The organism is Zarconia navalis LEGE 11467, from assembly GCF_015207075.1.
Classification (GTDB): Bacteria; Cyanobacteriota; Cyanobacteriia; order Cyanobacteriales; family Geitlerinemataceae; genus Zarconia; species Zarconia navalis.
This window is the reverse complement of record NZ_JADEXN010000023.1, coordinates 1-19,461: the sequence shown is the minus strand read 5'-3', so window position 1 is coordinate 19,461 and position 19,461 is coordinate 1. Positions and strand designations below refer to the sequence as shown.

Genomic DNA, 19,461 nt, shown 5'->3' with positions numbered 1-19,461 from the left:
AACTTCCCGCCCTCATCCCCCCACCGCAGCCAGTAACCCTGACGGTTTTCGCGAGTGCCTTGCCAAACCCCCAGAAAAAGCTGCATTGACTGTATCCAGAAGCGTCCGTTTTCGTTGGCCGATTCCAAACGATAGCGTCCGGTTTCGCCGAGACGATAGAGTTCTAACGTGCCCGTTTCGAGATCGAAAATGCCGTAATTGGGTACTTGCAAAATCCGTTCGTAGAAGAAGAATTTCCCCGGCGGATAGGTTTCTTTGACGGAATACTCGCCACCGTCGGTATCGGAGAGAAACTCCAGAACGATCGCCGGTAGTTCCCCCTGAAGGCGAGGAGTGTAGCTGCGAACCACCTCCTCTCGGGGAACGGCGATGTGGGGAATATAGGCCCAATCTGGGGCTTTGACGACAAATTTGCCATTCAGGGTGGCGCAAATGCCGTAGTTGGTGGGGGTGAGGGCGGTTTCGGGCAGCCTTCCGGCAAGCTGCAAGCTGGCGGTTAAAGCCGCAGCCAGGGCAGGTTGGTCGATATTATCCACGGGGTCGTCGGGCAATACGAAATCATCGGGTAACTTTTCCCAGGTGATGTTGTTAGTGGGGGAGGTGGCTAACATGATGATTTGCGCGGACGCTCTAAATATTCACTAATCTATCGCAACTTCATTCGATCGCCGCGAAGAAACCTCGATAAATCCCGTCGAGTTGTTCGACTTGGGAACGAACCTCTGTTTCTAGGGTTTGCAAACGCGAAACCTCTGCGTCGCGATCGATTTGACGAGATTCTTTTTGGTCTAGCAAATTGTCGAGTTCGGCTTTGCGAGAGGCAATATCGCCATCGATGCGCCCGATGACTTCTCGTTCGTAATCTTCAAAACCGGCGATAACGGTATCGTAAATCCCCTGCTGTTGCTCTTGGGCGAGTTGGGGTAAATATTTGACGAACTCTTTTTTAGTGGCTCGAATTAGCTCTTGGCGGGCTTTATCCACTTGAAACGTGCCGACTCCCAAACCGAGTAAAGGAATACCCCAAATTCCGATCGAGGCTAATAAGCCGCCGGAAAAAATTAGTAAAAAGCTACTAATTCCAATTACCCCTAAATAGTTGACGAGGATATTCTTCCAATCGAATCCGGCACCTGCTAGAACCACACCGGCAACATTTCCCGTCGCCAGGGAAACGAAACCCATCGCCCAGTTTGCCCATCCGGGGGCGATCTTTTCATCTTCGAGCATCCCATGGACGCGAACGTTTTGCCCGATGGATTTTTCCGAGATCGAATCGATAATTTGGGTGTATTGGGTGCCGTAACTCGATGCACTTTGCGCCAGTTGAGAAAACGCCTTGCTTAAGTCTCGTTCGGCAGTGCGTTCCCAGGCTAGAACTTTCTCGTTGATATAGCGCTCGAAGGCTCGTTGAAATTGCGTTTTGAACTCGTCGCGTTTCCCTTGACTGAGAGCATCGAGAAACTGTAACTCTGGCTGGTAGCGAACGAAGTCTGTTTCAAAGGTGCTGCCTAGGTCTAAAATGTACGATCGAAACGACTCGGAAATTTCTTTAGCTTGACGATCGCGAGTTTGGTGAATTTCGGCTTGGAAGCGATCGCGAATCTCTTTGAGTCGATCGAATTCCGGTTGGGTCGATCGAATCCGTTGTTTCAATTCTTCTACATTTCGATCTAATAATGGAATGCGCCGTTCGATCGCTTTTCGCAAGCGGTTATGTGCTTGGGAACCTAGGGTGCGGGCTTGTCGCAGTTCGGCAACGGCACGTTCTTGGGTGAGAAATGTATTTAAAGCGTTGGATAAAGCCGGTAAACCCGTTTCTTCGATGGGGCGATCGGGAAATTTGAGCTTCTGTCGCAATGCATTCAGCGCCGACACTTCAAAAACCCACTCCTCGTAGAAATTTTGTCCGTCAACCTGACAGTATGGACTTAAATTCGTTTTAAATACCGTCCGAATTTTATTTTCCGCTTCGGCAAGTTCTTCTGGGTCGTCTAAATCGATCGCCCCTTTGCGAATTTTATCCCAACCATTCAGAATAAAAAAGACTGTCAAACCCCGATCTTTGATATAATTATCCAGATAGCGATGCTCGTCTAAAGTCAACGGCTGAGTCGCATCGAGAACGAACAAAACTGCGTGGCATTTGTTGAGATAGCCGAGGGTTAGTTGATTTCGGGCTTCTGTATCGTTGAGACCGGGCGTATCGATGATTTCAATCCCTTTTTTTAGCAAGGGTAAGGGATATTCGATAACGGCGTAGTCTACTTCGGAAAAGGCAAGCTGGCTGCGGGCTTCGAGAGTCTTCGCCTCATCCGGATCGATGGTGTACTCTCGGACAAAGGTTTGAACGTCAAGTTTTTGAGGCGGTCGATCGTTCTTGAAAAAGAGGGTGACTTGCTTTTCTGTTCCGTAGCGCAAGACTGTCAGAATGGCGGTGCAAGGATTCACATCGCTGGGTAAAAGCTTTTCGCCGAGTAATGCATTCAGCAGGGTACTTTTGCCGCGCTTCAAATCGCCCAAAACCAGTAAGCGAAAAACACCGTTCTTTAAATTTTCACTTGCCGTTTTGCAGTCGGTTATTTCCGTTGCCAGTTCAAACTTTCCCGATCGCGTTTCGCCTTCAGCTTCTCCTCGCTCGATCGTCTCGGCAATCTGACTCAGTCGATCGGCAATTTCTCGTCGAGTTTCTGCAAATCGATCGAGATCGTCAATTAAACTCTGCTTTTCGAGTTGGCTAACCATTCAAATTTTCCTCTAGTTGCTTTAAACTGGATGATGTATCGCGTGAGTGACTTACTCATGGATCGGTCAGTACTTGTGATGCGTAATGCTGTGCGCTTCACTTCCAAATATTTCAGCTAAAATGAAGCATCAGTCTTAAATAGAATTTACGCATATACGCATTTAGTTGCTGTGGTGCGCTTCGTGCCTCCACACACCCTACAAGTAGAAACTTTGCGTAAGTCCTGTTGAAGTAAATGCACCCGATATCTCTAAGACTCAGAAGAAGCCTGCGCGCCAATGGCAATCAAATGCTGGCGAACTAAATGCTCGAACTGATACAGATAGGCTGCTGTCAAAAGGCGAACGAGATTTGCCACTTTAAAGAATTCTTTCAACTCGTCCCACGCACCGAAAACATTATGAAACAGGCTATAGGAGAGTGAATTGAAAGACGGAACGAAAAGAAACTGAAATAAGCTACCCACGAGGGTAATCAGCGCGATCGTCTGCCAGCCAAATAACCCTTCCCACCAACTCATCAAACTGGGGAAAAATCCCTGCACTGGATTCACTTCGGGAATGCGAGTTTCGGGAAACCAGCGATCGAAAACGCCGTGGAGTAAATGGTGGGTAACAGCAATAACCAGAATTGGTGACAGCAGTGCCGCACAGTAGAAAACGAGTGTCAACTTAGGGGAAATATGAGCGATCGAATCCCCCAGACTCATAATAATTTTGACAACTTCAGAGATTCCCCGCATCAACAGGACGAGTAGAACCGCACTCATCCAGGAGTTGGCAGAGGGAAACCATTTCGACCAGGTCTTCATAATATTGAACCTACGATGGTTTTTAGATATCAAGGGATCAAAAGGAGCGACTCACCCTCGATCGAATCGGTGAGGTGACAGCATATAGCGATCGAGAAATAGACTTTTCATGAAGTTATCGGCACTTTTTGGCTCGATTATGCAGAAAATACTTTTTTGTAACTTTCTGCCATTATCTGTCACCTTAAGAAGAGCGATCGCCTTCTACAAACAGCTTGTACCCCACCCATGCCACTCCGCCAACGATAACCAAAGTCGTCAGCCAAGTGGCAATTCTAATACTGACAATCACTGCAATGACGATGCCGCAGAACTTCGCGATTTCTGTCAGTTTTTTCGACCATCGTTTCAGTTTCCCTTCCGGTTTCTCGTGTTTTTGGGTCTCGTAATAGGGTGGATCGCTGGGTTTATTCAGTTCGTCTTCGAGTTCTTTAAGGCGAATGGCCCGTTCTCTTTCGTGCAGTTCTCGTTCTTTTTGTTCGAGTTCTCGTTCTCGATCCTCTGGTATTGCCATCGTTTCTTCTCCTGGATGCTTGCGCCTATTTATTTTGTCAATATAACAAGTCTTTTTTATGCGATCGATGGGAGAGTCGGGGCAAACGCTTCGTGTATAGCCTGTGCCCAGGCTGCGTTAGGGCGTAGCGTCTCATGCAGGAGTATTGTTCCGGGTTAATAGAAGCACAGAAGCGCTACTCCTAATCAATATTTGCGAAAGATATTAAATAAATTTTATAATTATTTCACAGTTTGGATTTGAATCAAAAAGTACTGCTATTTTTGTCTAAGCCTAAGGTCTTTGAGTTAATTCGCAAACTAAGGATTCAGCACCTTTATTCATTTTCTCCTCATCTTCTTTCCTTAACAATGAATAAATCCAGTCCAAAATCAGTGGACTGCGCCGACGATTGTCATATATTTGCATTTGCAGGCTGTATGATTCTTTCTCAAGGTCTGGCTTAGTAGACCTTCCATTAATTACTGCTTGGACAAGTAATTCTGAGTTTTCCCTGAGTCCATCGAGCCTAGCAGCAGCTTCATTATGCTCGGTATATTGACGTATTCCAAAGACAAAAGCTGGACTTAATGGAAATAGAACAGAAAGTAAAAAATTTTCTAAGGTTAAGCTTCGAATTAAGCCGATAGGAAGAGCAGTAATTATCAATACAAGCAGGGTAATGACTATCCATCTACAATAACGGCGACGTAATTGAGCATCCCACCAAATATTAGAGCGTTGGCAAATAATACGTGCCTGGTGGATTGGTAATCGACTAACACTAACAGGATACCAATCTTGGAGCTTGGAAAAGTTTGGATTTTTATCTTTATATCTATTGGCAGAATCAACAATTGTTTCCGGCTCAACACGACCTCCACAGTTCAAGGTTGACCACTTAAACTGAAGAACTTCACAGTCAAATATTTGTTGAATTTTGGCAGCTTTCTTTTGAATAGATTTTCGTGACTGTGAAAATACAAGCAGTTCTAGGAATATAGCAACCAGACTCCAGGAGGCAGAATAAACAGTCAGTGAAGGAAATAGAGCAACCAAAATAGACCATACAATTACTCCCGGAACACTGACGATAATACTAACAAGTTGTAATGTCTTAGCATCAGAATAAAGCTGACGCTGTGCAGCCAATAACTCTAATCTACTTTGGGTATTTTGCTCTTGAGGAATATTATTCATTGACGATCGGAAAAACTTTTACTGAGATATTCCCTCAAGCATAGGTTGGAAAATGTCCTCCAAAGACTTCTCTCCATTTTTCAATAGAACCCTTCAAGTCTCCATTTTCCTGTAAATTCTTAGCACATATAGCTTTTAGAGAATCCAACGATGCTCTATTCGATATTTTACATCGATCCTCATGACTGAGTTGATTAATGTTGCCCTGAATTCCTTTAGGATCGCAAACCTCATAAAAAATGGCAGTTTGAATATATGCCAATATTTTGGGAACTTCTAAATAGACAGATTTAGATGCTTTTGTCTCATGAGTTGAGTAAAAGTCGAGAATCATGTTCTCAAGTAGATATGACAACATCGATGGCATTGTTGGTCTTTTATTCCAATATTTCATCAATCTGATTACATTCAGCACATTGCCATCGTGACACTGGTTGATTTTAGTGACTCGATTCCTGTCAATTCTTGGATCTGTTTTTTTCCAATATCCCTGACCATCAGGAATAAGATAGTAATCTTTATTCAACCAGTCTCTTTGTGTAAAAAAACAAGGCACAATATCAAATGTCCAAGTATAGCTCTTCAAGTTGAGAGTTGCCGCCTCATGATTGCGATTGATTTCGGCTTTTTCATATAGTTCAACTTTCTCCAGGAGACTGATGAACTTATTTATTACTATTCGTGAGTTAAGGATATTTGTATTATCAATGCAAAGCGTTTTTAGTCTGAAATCGTAATCGGAGACATAAATATCAATCCTGTCTGCGAACTCCTCATAGACACCTCCTTCGGCGCTCAGAGCAATCATCAGATCGATATCATCAAGTTCTCTTTTTTTGGTGCGTCTCGCAAAAGAACCAAGGGATATATCTTTTTCTGAGTGTAAACTTGGAAAGCTTGCGTCTTTGTTTGGAAATAAGTTAATTTGAGTGAATAGCCAGTCTCGGCTGCATCTTGCTTTCTGAGTCTCACCAGGATCGAGGTTGACACGATCTCTTAGAAAAACGGTGAAGGCTTCGTTAACCGTTTTAACCATAATTCTTCAACTGCATTAGGATTCAAGGGAGCTTCCGCATTGAGTATATTCTTTAAAATTTGAAACTCAATGTAGGTTTTATCATAGCTTCATAACCCATGCATCTGGATTACTCAGGGATAGGGATAGCCGAACCTATGAGTTTAGTTGTATAGATCACTTTCCTAATTACTGGACACAGATACTATTTAAGCTTCACCGATTACTCGATCTTTTTCTGGTCTATTCAAAATTCATACAATTCTGAATATATTTGACTCTCATCCAGTTTTTTAACTCTTTATTGATAGATTTTTCATAGTCAAGTGTTGTCACTGGCACGAGCATATCACTAACAAGAATATACTCAACATTAAGAACCCAGTTGGTATTTCTAATCCATCTACCATCGATCTTATTCTCTGGGGTTCCCATCACTTCAATAGTGACACCATCTATGGTCGCTTGAAAAAAGTTACATCTGACGTTTTCTACCTCAGAGTAAGATATTCTTCTTTTTGCATATTTTTCTAGTTTGTCAAAAATTAATCTTGCGTCCTCATTGCTTGTAATAATATCAATATCGTTAGTATATGGTATGCAACCTCTCAAGTAGAGATTACATCCACCGACAATAGCCCATAAACAATATAAGTCATCTAAATGGTAAATTATTTTTTTAACGATAGATATCATTTCATTTTTTCTTCAAAAGAGTATTTTGATACATCTTTATTTTTAGAATTCGACCTAATTCTTTCGATTTTTCGCCAAAGTACCGATGATAGATGAGGTGCGTCACGATTTATATCATTTAGCTGTTCTCGGTATTTTTGAACGACCAATCGGGCTTGCTCTATTGTTGAGTCATCTGGAAAATCCGTTCTCCAGTTCTTACACGCTCTCCAAAGGGTGTGATATCTCTTGGCCGCCTGCTCATGAGTAAAAGCCCTATCTTTAAATCGAAAAACATGCTCAACAATTGTTAGTACAGATACAATAATAGCTAACACTGTAGGTGTTGCCCTGACTATTGAACTATCTTTGGGAAGAAAACCCTCGAATTGGGTGCTCAATAACCAAGCAGTTATGGCTGCGAGTCCAAATGATTGGATATAGTAGAGCATGTTGGCTTTTTCATAATAGTAATCAGCAAGATCGAAGTGCGCTCGTTTAGAATCATGACAATCTACTAGATGCCTTTGGAACTCATTTTCTATTTGTTTAAATAAAGATTCAGTATTCATGAAATGTACTATTTCAGCATCTGTGCTGGATATTGGGAAAAGTTTTAAGCTACTTTATACCGCACAGTTATAACCTCGATCCAAAATATAGCAGTTTGTACTCGTGTATTTAAAAATTCAGAATCAAACTCTCTTGAAAACCAGCATTTCTGAGAAAGGTCGAGTAGAGATTGATGGAGTTGTAGGATGGGCAGTTTCTCTGATGAGGATTTAAGCTTTACACCGATTTCCAAACTGCCCACCTGACCCGGAAACTGAATTAATCCGCCATTGCCAGAAACTCCCGATACACCACCTCCAACTGCGCCACCCGATCGGATACATCCGTCCCCAACCGCTGTAACCGCGCCACTTCGGCTTCCCGATCGATTTCAAAGCGCTCTTTTTGCTTCACCAAATTCTCCAACTCCCCCTTACGAGAATTGATATCATCGTCGATTCGATCGCCCACTTCCCGTTCGTAGGCATCAAAACATTCCTTCACCGCATCGTAAACCGGTTGCCACTGTTCTCGGGCAATTTGGGGCAGATACTTCACCAACTCCTGCTTCGTCGCGTCCATCAGTTTTTTGCGCGCCGAATCCATTTGCAGCGCCCCTACCCCCAAACCAATCAGCATCAGGGTAATCGGGCCCAACACAATTCCCGACAGCATCGTAATCGCCCCGCCAATACCAACCACGGCCATCATATTCAAGAGGATATTTTTCCAATTAAACCCCGCTTGCGCCAACGCCGCCCCAGCTAACTTGCCCGATGCCAGGGACACCAACCCCATCGCCCAAGCAGCCCAGGACGGCGCGTTATTTTCATCCACCGAATCGAGGTTTTTCGTCCGAACCTGCCCGGTGAGTTTTTCAGTCATGGTATCGGTGACTTTGGCATAATCGTCGCCGTAGCGGGCCGCCAGTTGCGACAGTTCCTTAAAGCCGCGATCGATTTCCCGTTCCGCTTCCAAACTCCAATCGGCAATCTTATCGTTAATATATTGCTCGAAGGTTTGTTTGAGACTGTCTTCAAAATGTCGGCGGCGATTCCCATCGAGAACGTCCATTACGTTCAAGTTGGGTTGGTAGCGCAAGAAATCCGATTCAAATGTATGTTCTAAATTAAGCACGTAGCTGCGAAACGAGTCGGCAACGGTTTGCGCTTTGCTGTCGCGAAGGTTGCGAATTTCTTCCCTAAATCGATCGCGAATCGATGTCAGTTGCTCGAATTCCGGTTCCACTGCGGCAATACTCTCTCGCAATTGGTCAACATCGCGATCGAGCAATGAAACCCGCACGTCAATGGCTTCCCCGATGCGATCGTTTCCCTGCCGCGCTAAAGTCCGCGCCTGCCGCAGTTCCGACACCGCCCGTTCTTGAGTCAAAAACGTCCCCAACCCATCAAGAAATTTGGGAAATCCCGTCCCTTCTAAATCCGCATCGGCATCTTTGAGGCGCTTACGCAGGGCATCCAATGCCGACACTTCAAATACTCGTTCGTCGTAAAAGTCGTGACCTTCCACCTGGCAGTACTCGGCTAGGTTGGACTTAAACACCCGCCGCAGTTTGTATTCGGCTTCTTCGATTTCTTCGGGGTCGTCCGGGTCGATGAGGCTTTCGCGCACTTGGTCCCAGGCATTGACCAAGAAAAACACCGTCAGTCCCCGATCTTTTATATAGTTTTCCAGATAGCGCCGTTCGCCTAGGGTGCAAGGTTGAGTCGATCGCAACACGAAGAGGATGGCGTGGCAGTTGTTAATATACCCCAAAGATAGTTCGTTGCGGGCTTCCGTATCGTTGAGACCGGGACTATCGACAATTTCTACTCCCTGTTGCAACAACGGCAGGGGATATTCCACCACCGCATAATCGATATCGGGAAACGCCGATTTTTGCTCTTGTTCGTATTGTTTAGCCTCGCCGGGGTCGATAGTATATTCCCGTTTGAAGGTTTTAAAATCCAGCTTTTTCGGGGGTTTGCCATCGTTGAAATGAAGGGTGACTTGCTTGTCGGTTCCGTAGCGCAACACCGTTAGCAAGGCAGTACAGGGATTCACATCGCTGGGTAAAAGTTTCTCCCCCAGCAGCGCGTTAAGAAACGTACTTTTCCCCCGTTTCATATCCCCGAGAACCAGCAAGCGAAACCTCCCTTGACGGAGATTTTCGCTGGCAATCGTCATATCTTCGATTTCCCGTTGGACTTCCAACGAGCCAGATTTGGCATCTTTTTGCGATTGAGAGAGGGTTTGGGCGATGTTACTCAAACAATTTGCCGCTTGGGTGCGGACGGCGGCAACTTGCTCTAAATTTCCTAGAAAGCTTGCAGATTTCACGATCTTGTAGGTCATGCGAGACGGACGCGCTTATTTTATCCGGGGATTTCTAGGCGATCGCAACTCATCGACCGGTTTCTCAATTGTCACTTAGAACTCCGCGCTTGGGCACCTCCGAATTCAGTCTAAGACTTCAACGCCATCGCCTTACTCTCGGCGACAATCTTGCGCGTCAGTTCCGGATCGATTTCTAAGGCTTTTTTTAACTGCTTGATAATGGCAAGTTCTCGAGGTTCGATGCCATCGGCAACGGCAACGGCAACGGCGAGGCGAAAGAGGGTTTCGGTTCGATCTTGAGGGATAGACTTGAGAATTGCCGCCATCAGTAGGGTCAGTTGAGTCTCGTTGAGTGATAAATTTCGATCGGGAAACGCGCGATTTATTTTGTTTAAGGTGCGATCGAAAAGCGCTTCCCAGACTTCTTCGTAGTCTTTGTCGGGGGCAACGGTCAAAATATTCAGGGTTTTGAACATCTCCAGCATCATTGCCGTTTCTTGGGCCGTACAGCGTTCGTCAGCCGAGATTATCGTAATTCCCACAGCCATAAAGGCTTCGGAAACATCAAAGCAAATAGTCATTTGCGCGCCTCCAAATTTTCGATCGATAGAGATTAAGATGATTGAGTTGGGGAGAATTCTGCAAGCTACTGTGGCAGCAAATTCGAAGTGGATTCAATCCTCAATAATGGCTTTGAACTCCCTCTCAATATTGGCTCCAGCTTATCACTATCTGACCTGGCTCACAGACGTTAACTCGAAGCAAATTTCGTCGATCTGTACGATGATTGTATAGGCTTCAAACAAGATCGGATAGGGGAAAGCATGGGCGCAATCGCAGCAGAACTCACAAAAATCATCGACCGCGATCGCATTTGCCAGTGGGAAGACCTCCCGCCGGAGAAATGCCAGCAGATTTTGGCGGCTGTTACCCCACAAACTCAACCAGAACTGCTAGTCTCTCCCCAAACCCCAGCAGAATTGGGGCAGGTGATGGCACTCGCCAAGCGCAACCGATGGCGAGTATTACCCACCGGGGGAGGCAGCAAACTCCACTGGGGGGGATTGGCGGACGGTGCAAATCTGGTGGTGAGTACCCAAAGGTTGAACCGGGTTATCGACTACGCCGTGGAGGAGTTTACCCTGACGGTGGAAGCGGGGGTAAAACTTGCCGATATCCAGAACTTGCTGGCGCAGAATAACCAGTTTTTGGCGATCGATCCGGCTTATGCAAATCAAGCTACCATCGGCGGCATCGTGGCAACAGGGGATGGGGGAAGCTGGCGACATCGCTACAACAGCGTCCGAGACCAACTGCTGGGGATTTCATTTTGCCGCCACGATGGCGAACTGGTCAAAGCCGGGGGACGGGTGGTGAAAAACGTCGCCGGGTACGATTTGATGAAGTTGCTAACGGGTTCCTACGGAACGCTGGGAATTGCTACCCAGGTTACGTTTCGACTGTATCCGATTCCAGAAGCTTCAGCGACGTTGGTACTGACGGGAACCGCTGATGGCATTGCAACGGCCGCGCAAACCATTCTCTCTTCGGCACTCACTCCTACGGCCATTGACCTTCTCTCTACTGGATCGATCGCTGCGTTGGAAGTTGGCGATGGCTTGGGGTTGATGGTACGTTTCCAGAGTTTACCCGAAAGCGTGACGGAACAATGCGATCGGGTTGTGGAAGTGGCGCAAAAATTGGGGTTGCAACACCAGAATTATCGAGATGACGCAGAGACGGACTTATGGCAGCGATCGCGAATTCTCATGGAATCGGGCGATCGAGAAACTCAAATGACCGGCAAAATGGGAGTTATCCCCACCGAAGCGGTTAATATTTTGACGTTACTCGATAAGCTTTTACCCGAAAATGCGATCGGCATCATCCACGCCGGTAGCGGTTTGGGACGGGTTCAAATTAATGGCAAGGACGGACAATTGTATCTCGATCGAGTGGCTCGATTGCGATCGGGTTGCGAGAAAGCAAGCGGCTTTTTGAGCATTCTCGAAGCGCCGGTTTCTGTTAAGCCAAAACTCGATATTTGGGGATATAGTGGCAACGCGATCGAGATAATGAAAACGATTAAAAATAAGTTCGATCCGAAAAATATTCTCAATCCCGATCGATTTTTGGTTTAGTCGATCGAATGTTGCGCTTTGAAAAACGACTTTTAAAATATTCAAAATCGAAGAGATAATCTCTTGACGAAAATGCAATCTTCTGAAAATAAAATGTCAACGTCTATCAGTTCTCTCAAACCCGCCAAAGACAGTAACTTTCTTGGGCAAAACCCTCATTTAGAAGACCTACAGCCGACAAGCTTCGATGCGAAACATCCACCAAAGCAATCCTTAATCGATACCTGCGTTCATTGCGGATTTTGCCTGTCCACTTGCCCGAGTTATCGAGTTTTGGGGACGGAAATGGATTCGCCTCGGGGGCGCATTTATATGATGGATGCTATCAAAAAAGGGGAAGCCGACTTAGAGATGGCATCGGAACATTTCGATACCTGTTTGGGCTGTTTGGCTTGCGTCACCACCTGCCCGTCAGGGGTGCAGTACGATAAGCTGATTGCTGCCACCCGCCCGCAAGTAGAGCGCAATGTTTCTCGATCGAGTGACGATCGTCTTTTACGCACTCTGATTTTCAATTTATTCCCCTATCCCAACCGCCTGAAAGCCATTTTAATTCCTCTCTATTTCTATCAGAAATCTGGCTTACAAAAACTGGTGCGATCGAGTGGATTGCTCTCCAAAGTTTTTGCTCGGTTAGGGGCAATGGAATCGATTTTACCGCAAATTCCAGCCAGTGCGATGAATGCCTCGTTTCCCGAGGTGATTCCGGCAAAAGGAGAGAAACGGTTTCGAGTCGGAATGATGCTCGGTTGCGTGCAGCGTTTCTTTTTCCATCCCGTCAACGAAGCCACCGTTCGAGTGCTGACAGCAAATGGCTGCGAAGTGGTGATTCCCAAAACCCAAGGCTGTTGTGCTGCCTTACCCGCTCACCAAGGGCAGGAACAACAAGCCCAAACCCTCGCCCGTCAAACCATCGATAGCTTCGCTGGAACTGATGTGGATGCGGTGATTATCAACGCTGCCGGATGCGGACATACCCTCAAAGAGTACGGTCATATTTTACAGGATGACGAGGCTTATCGAGAGCGGGCGATCGCTTTTTCCGCCCAGGTAAAAGATGTGAATGAATTTTTAGTTACAGCGGGATTAACCGCCGAGTTGCATCCCATTTGCGATCGGGATTTAACTATTGTCTATCAAGATGCCTGCCATCTGCTACACGGGCAAAAAATTAGCGCCCAACCGCGCCAACTCTTAGGGCAAATTCCTGGCATTCAATTGCGCGAACCCATCGACGCATCGCTGTGTTGTGGAAGTGCGGGGGTTTATAATATGTTGCAACCGGAAGTTGCCGACGAATTGGGGCAGCAAAAGGTGGAAAACTTAGCGAATACGGGGGCAGATTTAATTGCTTCGGCGAATCCCGGTTGTTCGTTGCAAATTCAGAAACATTTGCAGTTGCAAGGGCGAGTGATTCCCCTCAGACATCCGATCGAATTGTTGGATTTATCGATGCGAGGAGAGAAGCTAGAGATTTAGGGGCTGGAGTCTTCGGTATTTTGAGGTCATCACAGTTTTTTGGACTTAAGTCATCAGTAAAAGGTCACGTTCCTTTGACTGAAAGAAGATGCTTCAAAACATCTTTATGAATGAATAAAAACATCAAAGCCAGCTCTTTTTTTTATCCTAAAACTTTACGTTCGGGTCAAACTTATGACCGAGCGCTTGTAAACTGAGAGGACGGTTGTTGGCAACCATCCTTCTAAAGGTGACCGTTGACATTATCCAGCACAGGGGAATTGAGCGGTGGAGATGGGGTCAACGAGTAGGGTGCCTTTATTGCGTCCCACCACCCGCACGGCCGTACCGGGATGTAGGGTTACGGGAGAGTTGCAACAGGCGAACCAAAAGGAACCCCGGAATCGCACCCGTCCCCGCTTGCCCGGTTCGATCGCTTCATCGACGATCGCGCGACCGCAAAAGAATTGAAAGCTGTTAGTCTGTCGGTTGTTTTGCATATCAGTTAGGTTGAATTCGATATTTATATCATCGTGAATCCCTGTCTGAGTTCGTGACGAGGCCGCGATCGATCGTGCCTGACTTGTGGCAGATTTGTGCCTGACTTTGCCCGATGCTGGAGCTTTTTACAATCAACGTCGATGAGTGGGATGTCGTTCCGGAGTCAGCAGGCGGGCATCTGTATCGCTGGTTCGATATCGAGCGGTTTTGGGCGCGAGACCTGTCGCATTTAACTTCTCGCTTCGCCCGTCAATTTGTGGCTCGCACTGTCATCTTGTTTTTGAATTTGACCCACGAGCGATCGGAATTCGTTACACCGAAGCGCTATGACTTCTCATCGCTCGCTCGATCGTAATCCATTGTCAATCAGAATAAACAGTGCCCAAGAATAGGGACGGAATAAACAACTCAGTGATTTGGAGAAGATATATTACCGGGATTTGTGTTGAAGCTCAAATCGATTTGAGAGAGGAATAAAATGACTCCGGCGACGGGTTTAAAAGTCTCATTCAAAACATGAACTATTACCATCTAAAACATTCTACGCACTACTCGAAGCCCCATCGAGTAAAACTAATCCTTCTTCTCGCGCTTCGACCCAAATCGTCGTTCCCGGTAGAAATCTTTCAGCGAGCAGCGCTTGCCCCAAAGGTTGCACTAAAAACCGATCGATCGTCCGCTCCATTTCCCGCGCTCCATATTGGGCGTTGTAGCCTTTTTGCATCAGGAACTCGTAAGCCCCATCGGTAAGTTGCAAAAAGAGTTTTTGGGCTTCTAAGCGAGGGTGCAAGTTGGCGAGGATTTTGTCGATAATCTGCCGTACCACCTCGGCACTCAGGGGATAGAACCACACCACCTGACTGATGCGGTTGAGCAACTCCGGACGCAGAGACTGTTGCAGCGCGTCTTGGATTTGCCGTTGGTAAACCGATCTCTCGATTGCGGTGCTGCTGTCCCCCAAGCCAAATCCCAGGGAACGAGAGGCTTGCAGGGATTGAGTCCCTAAATTTGAGGTGAGAACGATCGCCGTTTCTTTGAAAGAGATGTGACGGCCGTGGCTGTCGGTGAGGTGTCCCTCGTCGAAAATTTGCAAAAACAGATCCAACACCTTCGGGTGCGCCTTTTCCACTTCATCGAATAACACGACGCTGTACGGTTTCGATCGCACGGCTTTGGTGAGTTGCCCTTCGCGATCGTACCCCACGTACCCCGGCGGCGCGCCGGTGAGACGAGAGACGGCGTGGGGTTCCATGTATTCCGACATATCCACTCGAATCAGTTGGCGCTCGTCGTCGAACAGGCATTGAGCCAACGCCTTAGCCAACTCCGTTTTTCCAGTTCCCGTCAACCCCACGAACAAAAAAACGCCAATGGGTTTGTGGGGGTCTTTGAGTCCCGCACGGGCGGTGCGGATGGCATTCGCCACCGTTTCGATCGCCTCCTCCTGGCCCATCACCCGTCCTTGGAGGATCTTTTCCAAAGACAGCAGGCGCGAGCGCTCGTTTTGGGTCAGCCGTTCGATGGGAACCTTACACCGCTGGGACACCACCGACAGAATATCGCTTTCGCCGATGCGACAGTGACCGGTATAGCCAATTTGTTCGGCCGCCACCGTCAACCGCACGTCAGCACAAGCGCGATCGATCAGATCGATGGCTTTGTCGGGCAAGTGTAAATCCGTCAAGTATCGCTCGGCGAGTTCCACCGCCGCCTCGATCGCCTCGTCGGAGACGATCGCGTTGTGGTGCGCCTCAAATTGGGGGCGCAACCCCTTGAGAATGGCGACCGTTTCTTCAGGAGAAGGTTCGTTGACCCAAATCGTCTGAAAGCGCCGCTCTAGGGCCGTGTCCGTCTCGATCGTCGCGCGGTATTCCCGCACGGTGGTTGCCCCCACGCACTGAATCTCCCCCCGAGCCAAAGCCGGTTTGAGGATGTTTGCCGCATCGCTGGCACCGCCTCCGCCTGCCCCAAGCACCGTATGAATTTCATCGATAAACAAAATCACGTCGTTGGCCGTGGTTGCTTCGGAAATCAGCGCCTGCATCCGCTCTTCAAACTCCCCTCGATACTTCGACCCTGCCAGGAGTCCGGCCATAGAAATTTCGACGATGCGCTTATTTTTCAAGGCCGCAGGAGTCGCCGGAGTTTCCAACCAATGAGCTAGTCCTTCAACGATGCAGGTTTTCCCCACTCCCGCTTCCCCCACCAAAATTCCATTGCACTTGCGTCGTTGCATCAAAATGCTGGCAAGGGCATTAATTTCGGCTTGTCGTCCGATGGTCGGGTCGAGCTGACCGTCGCGAGCCATGTGGGTCAAATCGCGACCGAAGCAATCGAGAAAGGGGGTATCTTGCTGGGATTGTCGGGGAAAAAGCGGCTCGGCTTCCATCCAGACGGGGGCGTTTTGTTCGAGCTGTCGATCGCCCTCTGCGGGATCGAACGGCGGAGTTTCGAGATTGTACACTCCCATTTCCTCGAGCAAATTTTCCCAGGGAGAAGCCGGAAGTTCGAGAATCGCTTGTAAGAGGTGACAGGGGCGCAGAACGGGGTTGTCATCCGTACCGAGCATGGCAATTTCCTCCGCCCGCTCGAATACGCGCCGGGAGATGGGAGAGCGATGAACGATCCCCCGATCGAGCCGGTTGGCCTGGGCGCGGGCGATTTCCGAGCGCAGCCGACGGCGGAATTGAGTCTGATCGAGTCCCCAAGCGTCAAACCACTGTCGCAGGGTTTCGACATCCGTGACGAATTCCTGCTTTTGCGCCCGATCGCGCCGGATGGGTCGGGGACAGAAGCGTTCCGGATCGAGGTCGCAGAGCTTGCAAACTCCCAGAAGTAGATGTGCGGGGTCGATTTGGGAGGATTTGCCGCTTTTTGCCTCGATCGCGGCAATATTCCAAACCAAAATCGTGCTAGGCGAGTATACTGCCATCAGCCAACTATCGTCTCTCGTTCTTGCCTATTTCTATGATTATGCCCTATGCTCCACGTTGCCATCGTCGTTTTTCTCAATCTAATCGCAAATATTTCGATTGTCGCGGGCCCTCAAATAATCTTCGATCCAGTTGCAACCTCGATCGAGTAGATCGTCAAAATCGAGATTCCACAACACCACCGTTCCATCGGCCCGGCTGCTAGCGAGGGTTTTGCCGTCGCCGGAGAAACTGACGCTCCAAACCGACGTGTTATCGTCTTCGAGAGTGGTGAGCAGGGGATTGTCGAGTTCTTCATCGAGCTGCCAGAGTTTGACCGCATCGCTGGCACTGGCGAGGGTTTTGCCGTCGCTGGAGAAACTCACCCAATTGACCGGGGCAATATGACCGGCTAAGGTCGCGATTTCGGTACCGTCGAGTCGCCAAAGTTTGACGGTTTTATCGGAACTGGCGCTAGCGACGATCTCGCCGTCGGGACTGACGGTCACCCACTGCACCGACCCACTGTGTCCTCGCAGCGTTTTGACGATCTCTCCTTGCAGGTTCCAAAGTCTGACGAGGCGATCGTCATGTCCGGTAATCAGAAATTGACCGTCCGGGGCAAACGCTACGCTGTTGATGGCCATCTCGTCGCCGTCGAGCTGAAAGGTTTGCCGCCGAGAACCATCTCGGTTCCACAGTTTCAAGGTATTTCCCCCGGCCGTCGCAATTAACCGACCGTCAGCACTAAAACTCGCACTTTCAATCCCCGGACAGTTAGCAGCACCCTCGTCCCGGCAGGCTTCGTCGCCGTTGGGGTTGCCGCGACCGTGGTTGAGGGTTTTGGCAAGGGTTCCGTCCCCCCTCCAGAGCTTGAGAGTGCCATCTTCGCTGGCACTGGCAAGGGTTTGACCGTCCCGACTCCATCCCACCCAGTTGACGGCTCCTTGGTGACCTTCTAGGGTTTGTAAGAGGTCTCCCTGGCGATCCCACAGCTTCACGGTCTTATCTGCACTTCCAGAGGCGATCGTCTTACCATCCTCCGAAAAACTGACGGCAAAGACGATACTCGCGTTACTATTGTCATCGTCCCGGAGAGAGTCTGGGGACATGCGATCGCCATGTCCTTTGAGAACGGGCATTTCTTCACCCTTGCGATCCCACAAAACGATGGTATTGTCGTCACTTCCAGAGACGATGGTCTGACCGTCCTGGGAAAAACTAACGCTACGAACTTGTTTTTGATGACCGCGCAAGATCTGGAGTTCTTCGCCTTCGATCGTCCGCAGTTTGACGGTATTATCTCTGCTGGCGATCGCCAGGGTGCGACCATCGGGAGAAAAGCTCACATCCCACACCCAGGCATCGTTTTTGAGCTTGCGTACGAACGTCCCGTCTGGCTGCCACAGTTTGACGGTTTTATCCTGGCTGGCGGTGGCAATTAGGGTGCCATCGGGACTGAAATCGACGCTAGTCACGCCGCAAGGCGTATCGCGACCGCAATCGTGACCGGGGAGGGTGGCGAGGTTTCGCCCGTCGATGTCCCACACTTTCACCGTTTCGTCTAAACTCGCCGAGGCGATCGTTTGGCCGTTGGGGGAGAAGCTGATATCGAGAACCCAATTTTGATGACCTTCTAGGGTGCGAACCAGGGTCCCGTCTGTTTTCCACAATTTAACGGTGTTATCGTCCGTGTGAGCCGTGGCAATCAGTTGACCGTCGGGAGAGAAGCGAACTCGGGTGGCAGTATATTCAGAGGTCGCTCGGGTTGGCGGTCGGGTTTGGGTTCCCTCGATCGACGAATCGCCAGTGGAAATGAAAATCGACTGGCTCGGATCGTTGAGGGGCCAAAGTCTGACTCGATCGCCGCTGACCGTGGCAACGGTTCGACTGTCAGGACTGAAGGTAATGCTATTGACTTCGTTTTTATGCTCGACGGTTTGCACCAGAGTCCCGTCGGGTCGCCAAATTTTCGCCGTGCGATCGGCACTCGCAGTCGCGATCCATTGACCGTCGCGGGAGAAATTGACTTCGAGGACGCTATTAGTATGGTTTTCGAGGCGGTTGCGTTCGGCAATCCCGTAGAGGGCCAGTTGCAGTTGGTTGAGGGTTTGACTTTTGAGATAACCAGAGGCTCGATCTCCTTTGAGTTCTTGAAATTGCTTGCCGGCCCGCACGCTTGCCGCCAGGGCTTCAAATCGATTATCGGAGAGGCGTAGGGATTGGGAGGCGGCATTGAGGGCTTCAATTGAGGCGATCGCTGCTTCTTTTTGCAATTGGGTCGCTCGCTGCCACAGGACGCTAAAAACGAGGGCGCTGGCGATGGTCCCGGTCAGAATCGCAATTAGCGCGCCTTTAAGGCGGGCACCGGCTCGTTCTTTTTCTTGTTGGGCTTGGGCGAGTTGCACAAGGAGTTTGTGTTGCTCTCGCAAGGCCTGGTTTTCTGCAACTCGGGCGAGTTCTTGCCTGGCGCGGATGATGGGAACTAGGTAATCGTGAACGAGTTGATAGCGGTGGTGGGGAACTTCGGGGAGAAAGAAAACCAAGCCGGCTTTTTTGAGAATTTCGAGGACTAAGGGTAACCGTTCGATTTCGACTTTTAAATCGTTGAGATCTCGTT

At 48.5% G+C, this 19,461-nt stretch carries 16 protein-coding genes; 3 read left to right on the top strand and 13 right to left on the bottom strand.

Annotation, left to right across the window (positions count from 1 at the left end):
* The 10 genes from IQ235_RS02575 to IQ235_RS02530 form a co-directional block, all read right to left on the bottom strand.
* Window positions 1-611: Uma2 family endonuclease (locus IQ235_RS02575; RefSeq protein WP_264319933.1), on the bottom strand; the 611-nt coding region annotated here is incomplete at its 3' end.
* 46 nt (window positions 612-657) lie between these two features.
* On the bottom strand, window positions 658-2,745 hold the full coding sequence (locus tag IQ235_RS02570; protein WP_264319932.1) for a dynamin family protein: 2,088 nt from the start codon (window positions 2,743-2,745) through the stop codon (window positions 658-660).
* Window positions 2,746-2,996: 251 nt separating this feature from the next.
* On the bottom strand, window positions 2,997-3,557 hold the full coding sequence (locus IQ235_RS02565; RefSeq protein ID WP_264319931.1) for a hypothetical protein: 561 nt from the start codon (window positions 3,555-3,557) through the stop codon (window positions 2,997-2,999).
* Window positions 3,558-3,741: 184 nt separating this feature from the next.
* Window positions 3,742-4,071 carry a hypothetical protein gene (locus IQ235_RS02560; protein ID WP_264319930.1) on the bottom strand — a complete coding sequence of 110 codons (330 nt, stop codon included), beginning with the start codon at window positions 4,069-4,071 and terminating at the stop codon, window positions 3,742-3,744.
* 273 nt (window positions 4,072-4,344) lie between these two features.
* On the bottom strand, window positions 4,345-5,250 hold the full coding sequence (locus tag IQ235_RS02555; RefSeq protein ID WP_264319929.1) for an S-4TM family putative pore-forming effector: 906 nt from the start codon (window positions 5,248-5,250) through the stop codon (window positions 4,345-4,347).
* A gap of 34 nt (window positions 5,251-5,284) precedes the next feature.
* A complete protein-coding gene (locus tag IQ235_RS02550) occupies window positions 5,285-6,286 on the bottom strand; it encodes a nucleotidyltransferase family protein (protein ID WP_264319928.1) in 1,002 nt (333 codons plus the stop codon).
* Between the two features lie 222 nt (window positions 6,287-6,508).
* Window positions 6,509-6,961 (bottom strand): nucleotidyltransferase domain-containing protein, encoded by a 453-nt coding sequence (locus IQ235_RS02545; protein WP_264319927.1) that lies wholly within the window; start codon window positions 6,959-6,961, stop codon window positions 6,509-6,511.
* The gene (locus tag IQ235_RS02540; RefSeq protein WP_264319926.1) at window positions 6,958-7,512 is read right to left on the bottom strand and encodes an SLATT domain-containing protein; all 555 of its coding nucleotides are present in this window, start codon (window positions 7,510-7,512) and stop codon (window positions 6,958-6,960) included. Before IQ235_RS02540 ends, IQ235_RS02545 begins: the two co-directional genes overlap by 4 nt.
* Window positions 7,513-7,771: 259 nt before the next feature.
* Entirely contained in the window at window positions 7,772-9,847 is a 2,076-nt protein-coding gene (locus IQ235_RS02535; protein ID WP_264319925.1) for a dynamin family protein, read from the bottom strand.
* A 110-nt stretch (window positions 9,848-9,957) separates the two neighbouring features.
* A complete protein-coding gene (locus tag IQ235_RS02530; protein WP_264319924.1) occupies window positions 9,958-10,410 on the bottom strand; it encodes a tellurite resistance TerB family protein in 453 nt (150 codons plus the stop codon).
* A gap of 243 nt (window positions 10,411-10,653) precedes the next feature.
* Here IQ235_RS02530 and IQ235_RS02525 point away from each other — a divergent pair, with 243 nt between their 5' ends.
* On the top strand, window positions 10,654-11,970 hold the full coding sequence (locus IQ235_RS02525) for an FAD-binding oxidoreductase (RefSeq protein WP_264319923.1): 1,317 nt from the start codon (window positions 10,654-10,656) through the stop codon (window positions 11,968-11,970).
* 72 nt (window positions 11,971-12,042) lie between these two features.
* Window positions 12,043-13,449 (top strand): (Fe-S)-binding protein, encoded by a 1,407-nt coding sequence (locus IQ235_RS02520; protein WP_264319934.1) that lies wholly within the window; start codon window positions 12,043-12,045, stop codon window positions 13,447-13,449.
* A 242-nt stretch (window positions 13,450-13,691) separates the two neighbouring features.
* Here the strand turns inward: IQ235_RS02520 and IQ235_RS02515 are convergent, their stop codons facing one another.
* Window positions 13,692-13,928: an NfeD family protein gene (locus IQ235_RS02515; protein ID WP_264319922.1), complete on the bottom strand. Its 237-nt coding sequence runs from the start codon at window positions 13,926-13,928 to the stop codon at window positions 13,692-13,694.
* Window positions 13,929-14,041: 113 nt separating this feature from the next.
* On the opposite strand from IQ235_RS02515, the gene IQ235_RS02510 reads away from it, so the two are divergent.
* Window positions 14,042-14,284 (top strand): hypothetical protein, encoded by a 243-nt coding sequence (locus IQ235_RS02510; RefSeq protein WP_264319921.1) that lies wholly within the window; start codon window positions 14,042-14,044, stop codon window positions 14,282-14,284.
* A gap of 186 nt (window positions 14,285-14,470) precedes the next feature.
* Here IQ235_RS02510 and IQ235_RS02505 read toward each other — a convergent pair whose 3' ends face one another.
* Both IQ235_RS02505 and IQ235_RS02500 read right to left on the bottom strand, forming a co-directional pair.
* Window positions 14,471-16,861: an ATP-dependent Clp protease ATP-binding subunit gene (locus IQ235_RS02505; protein ID WP_264319920.1), complete on the bottom strand. Its 2,391-nt coding sequence runs from the start codon at window positions 16,859-16,861 to the stop codon at window positions 14,471-14,473.
* An 81-nt stretch (window positions 16,862-16,942) separates the two neighbouring features.
* Window positions 16,943-19,461 (bottom strand): WD40 domain-containing protein (locus tag IQ235_RS02500; protein WP_502652372.1); only part of this gene is annotated, 2,519 nt, incomplete at its 5' end.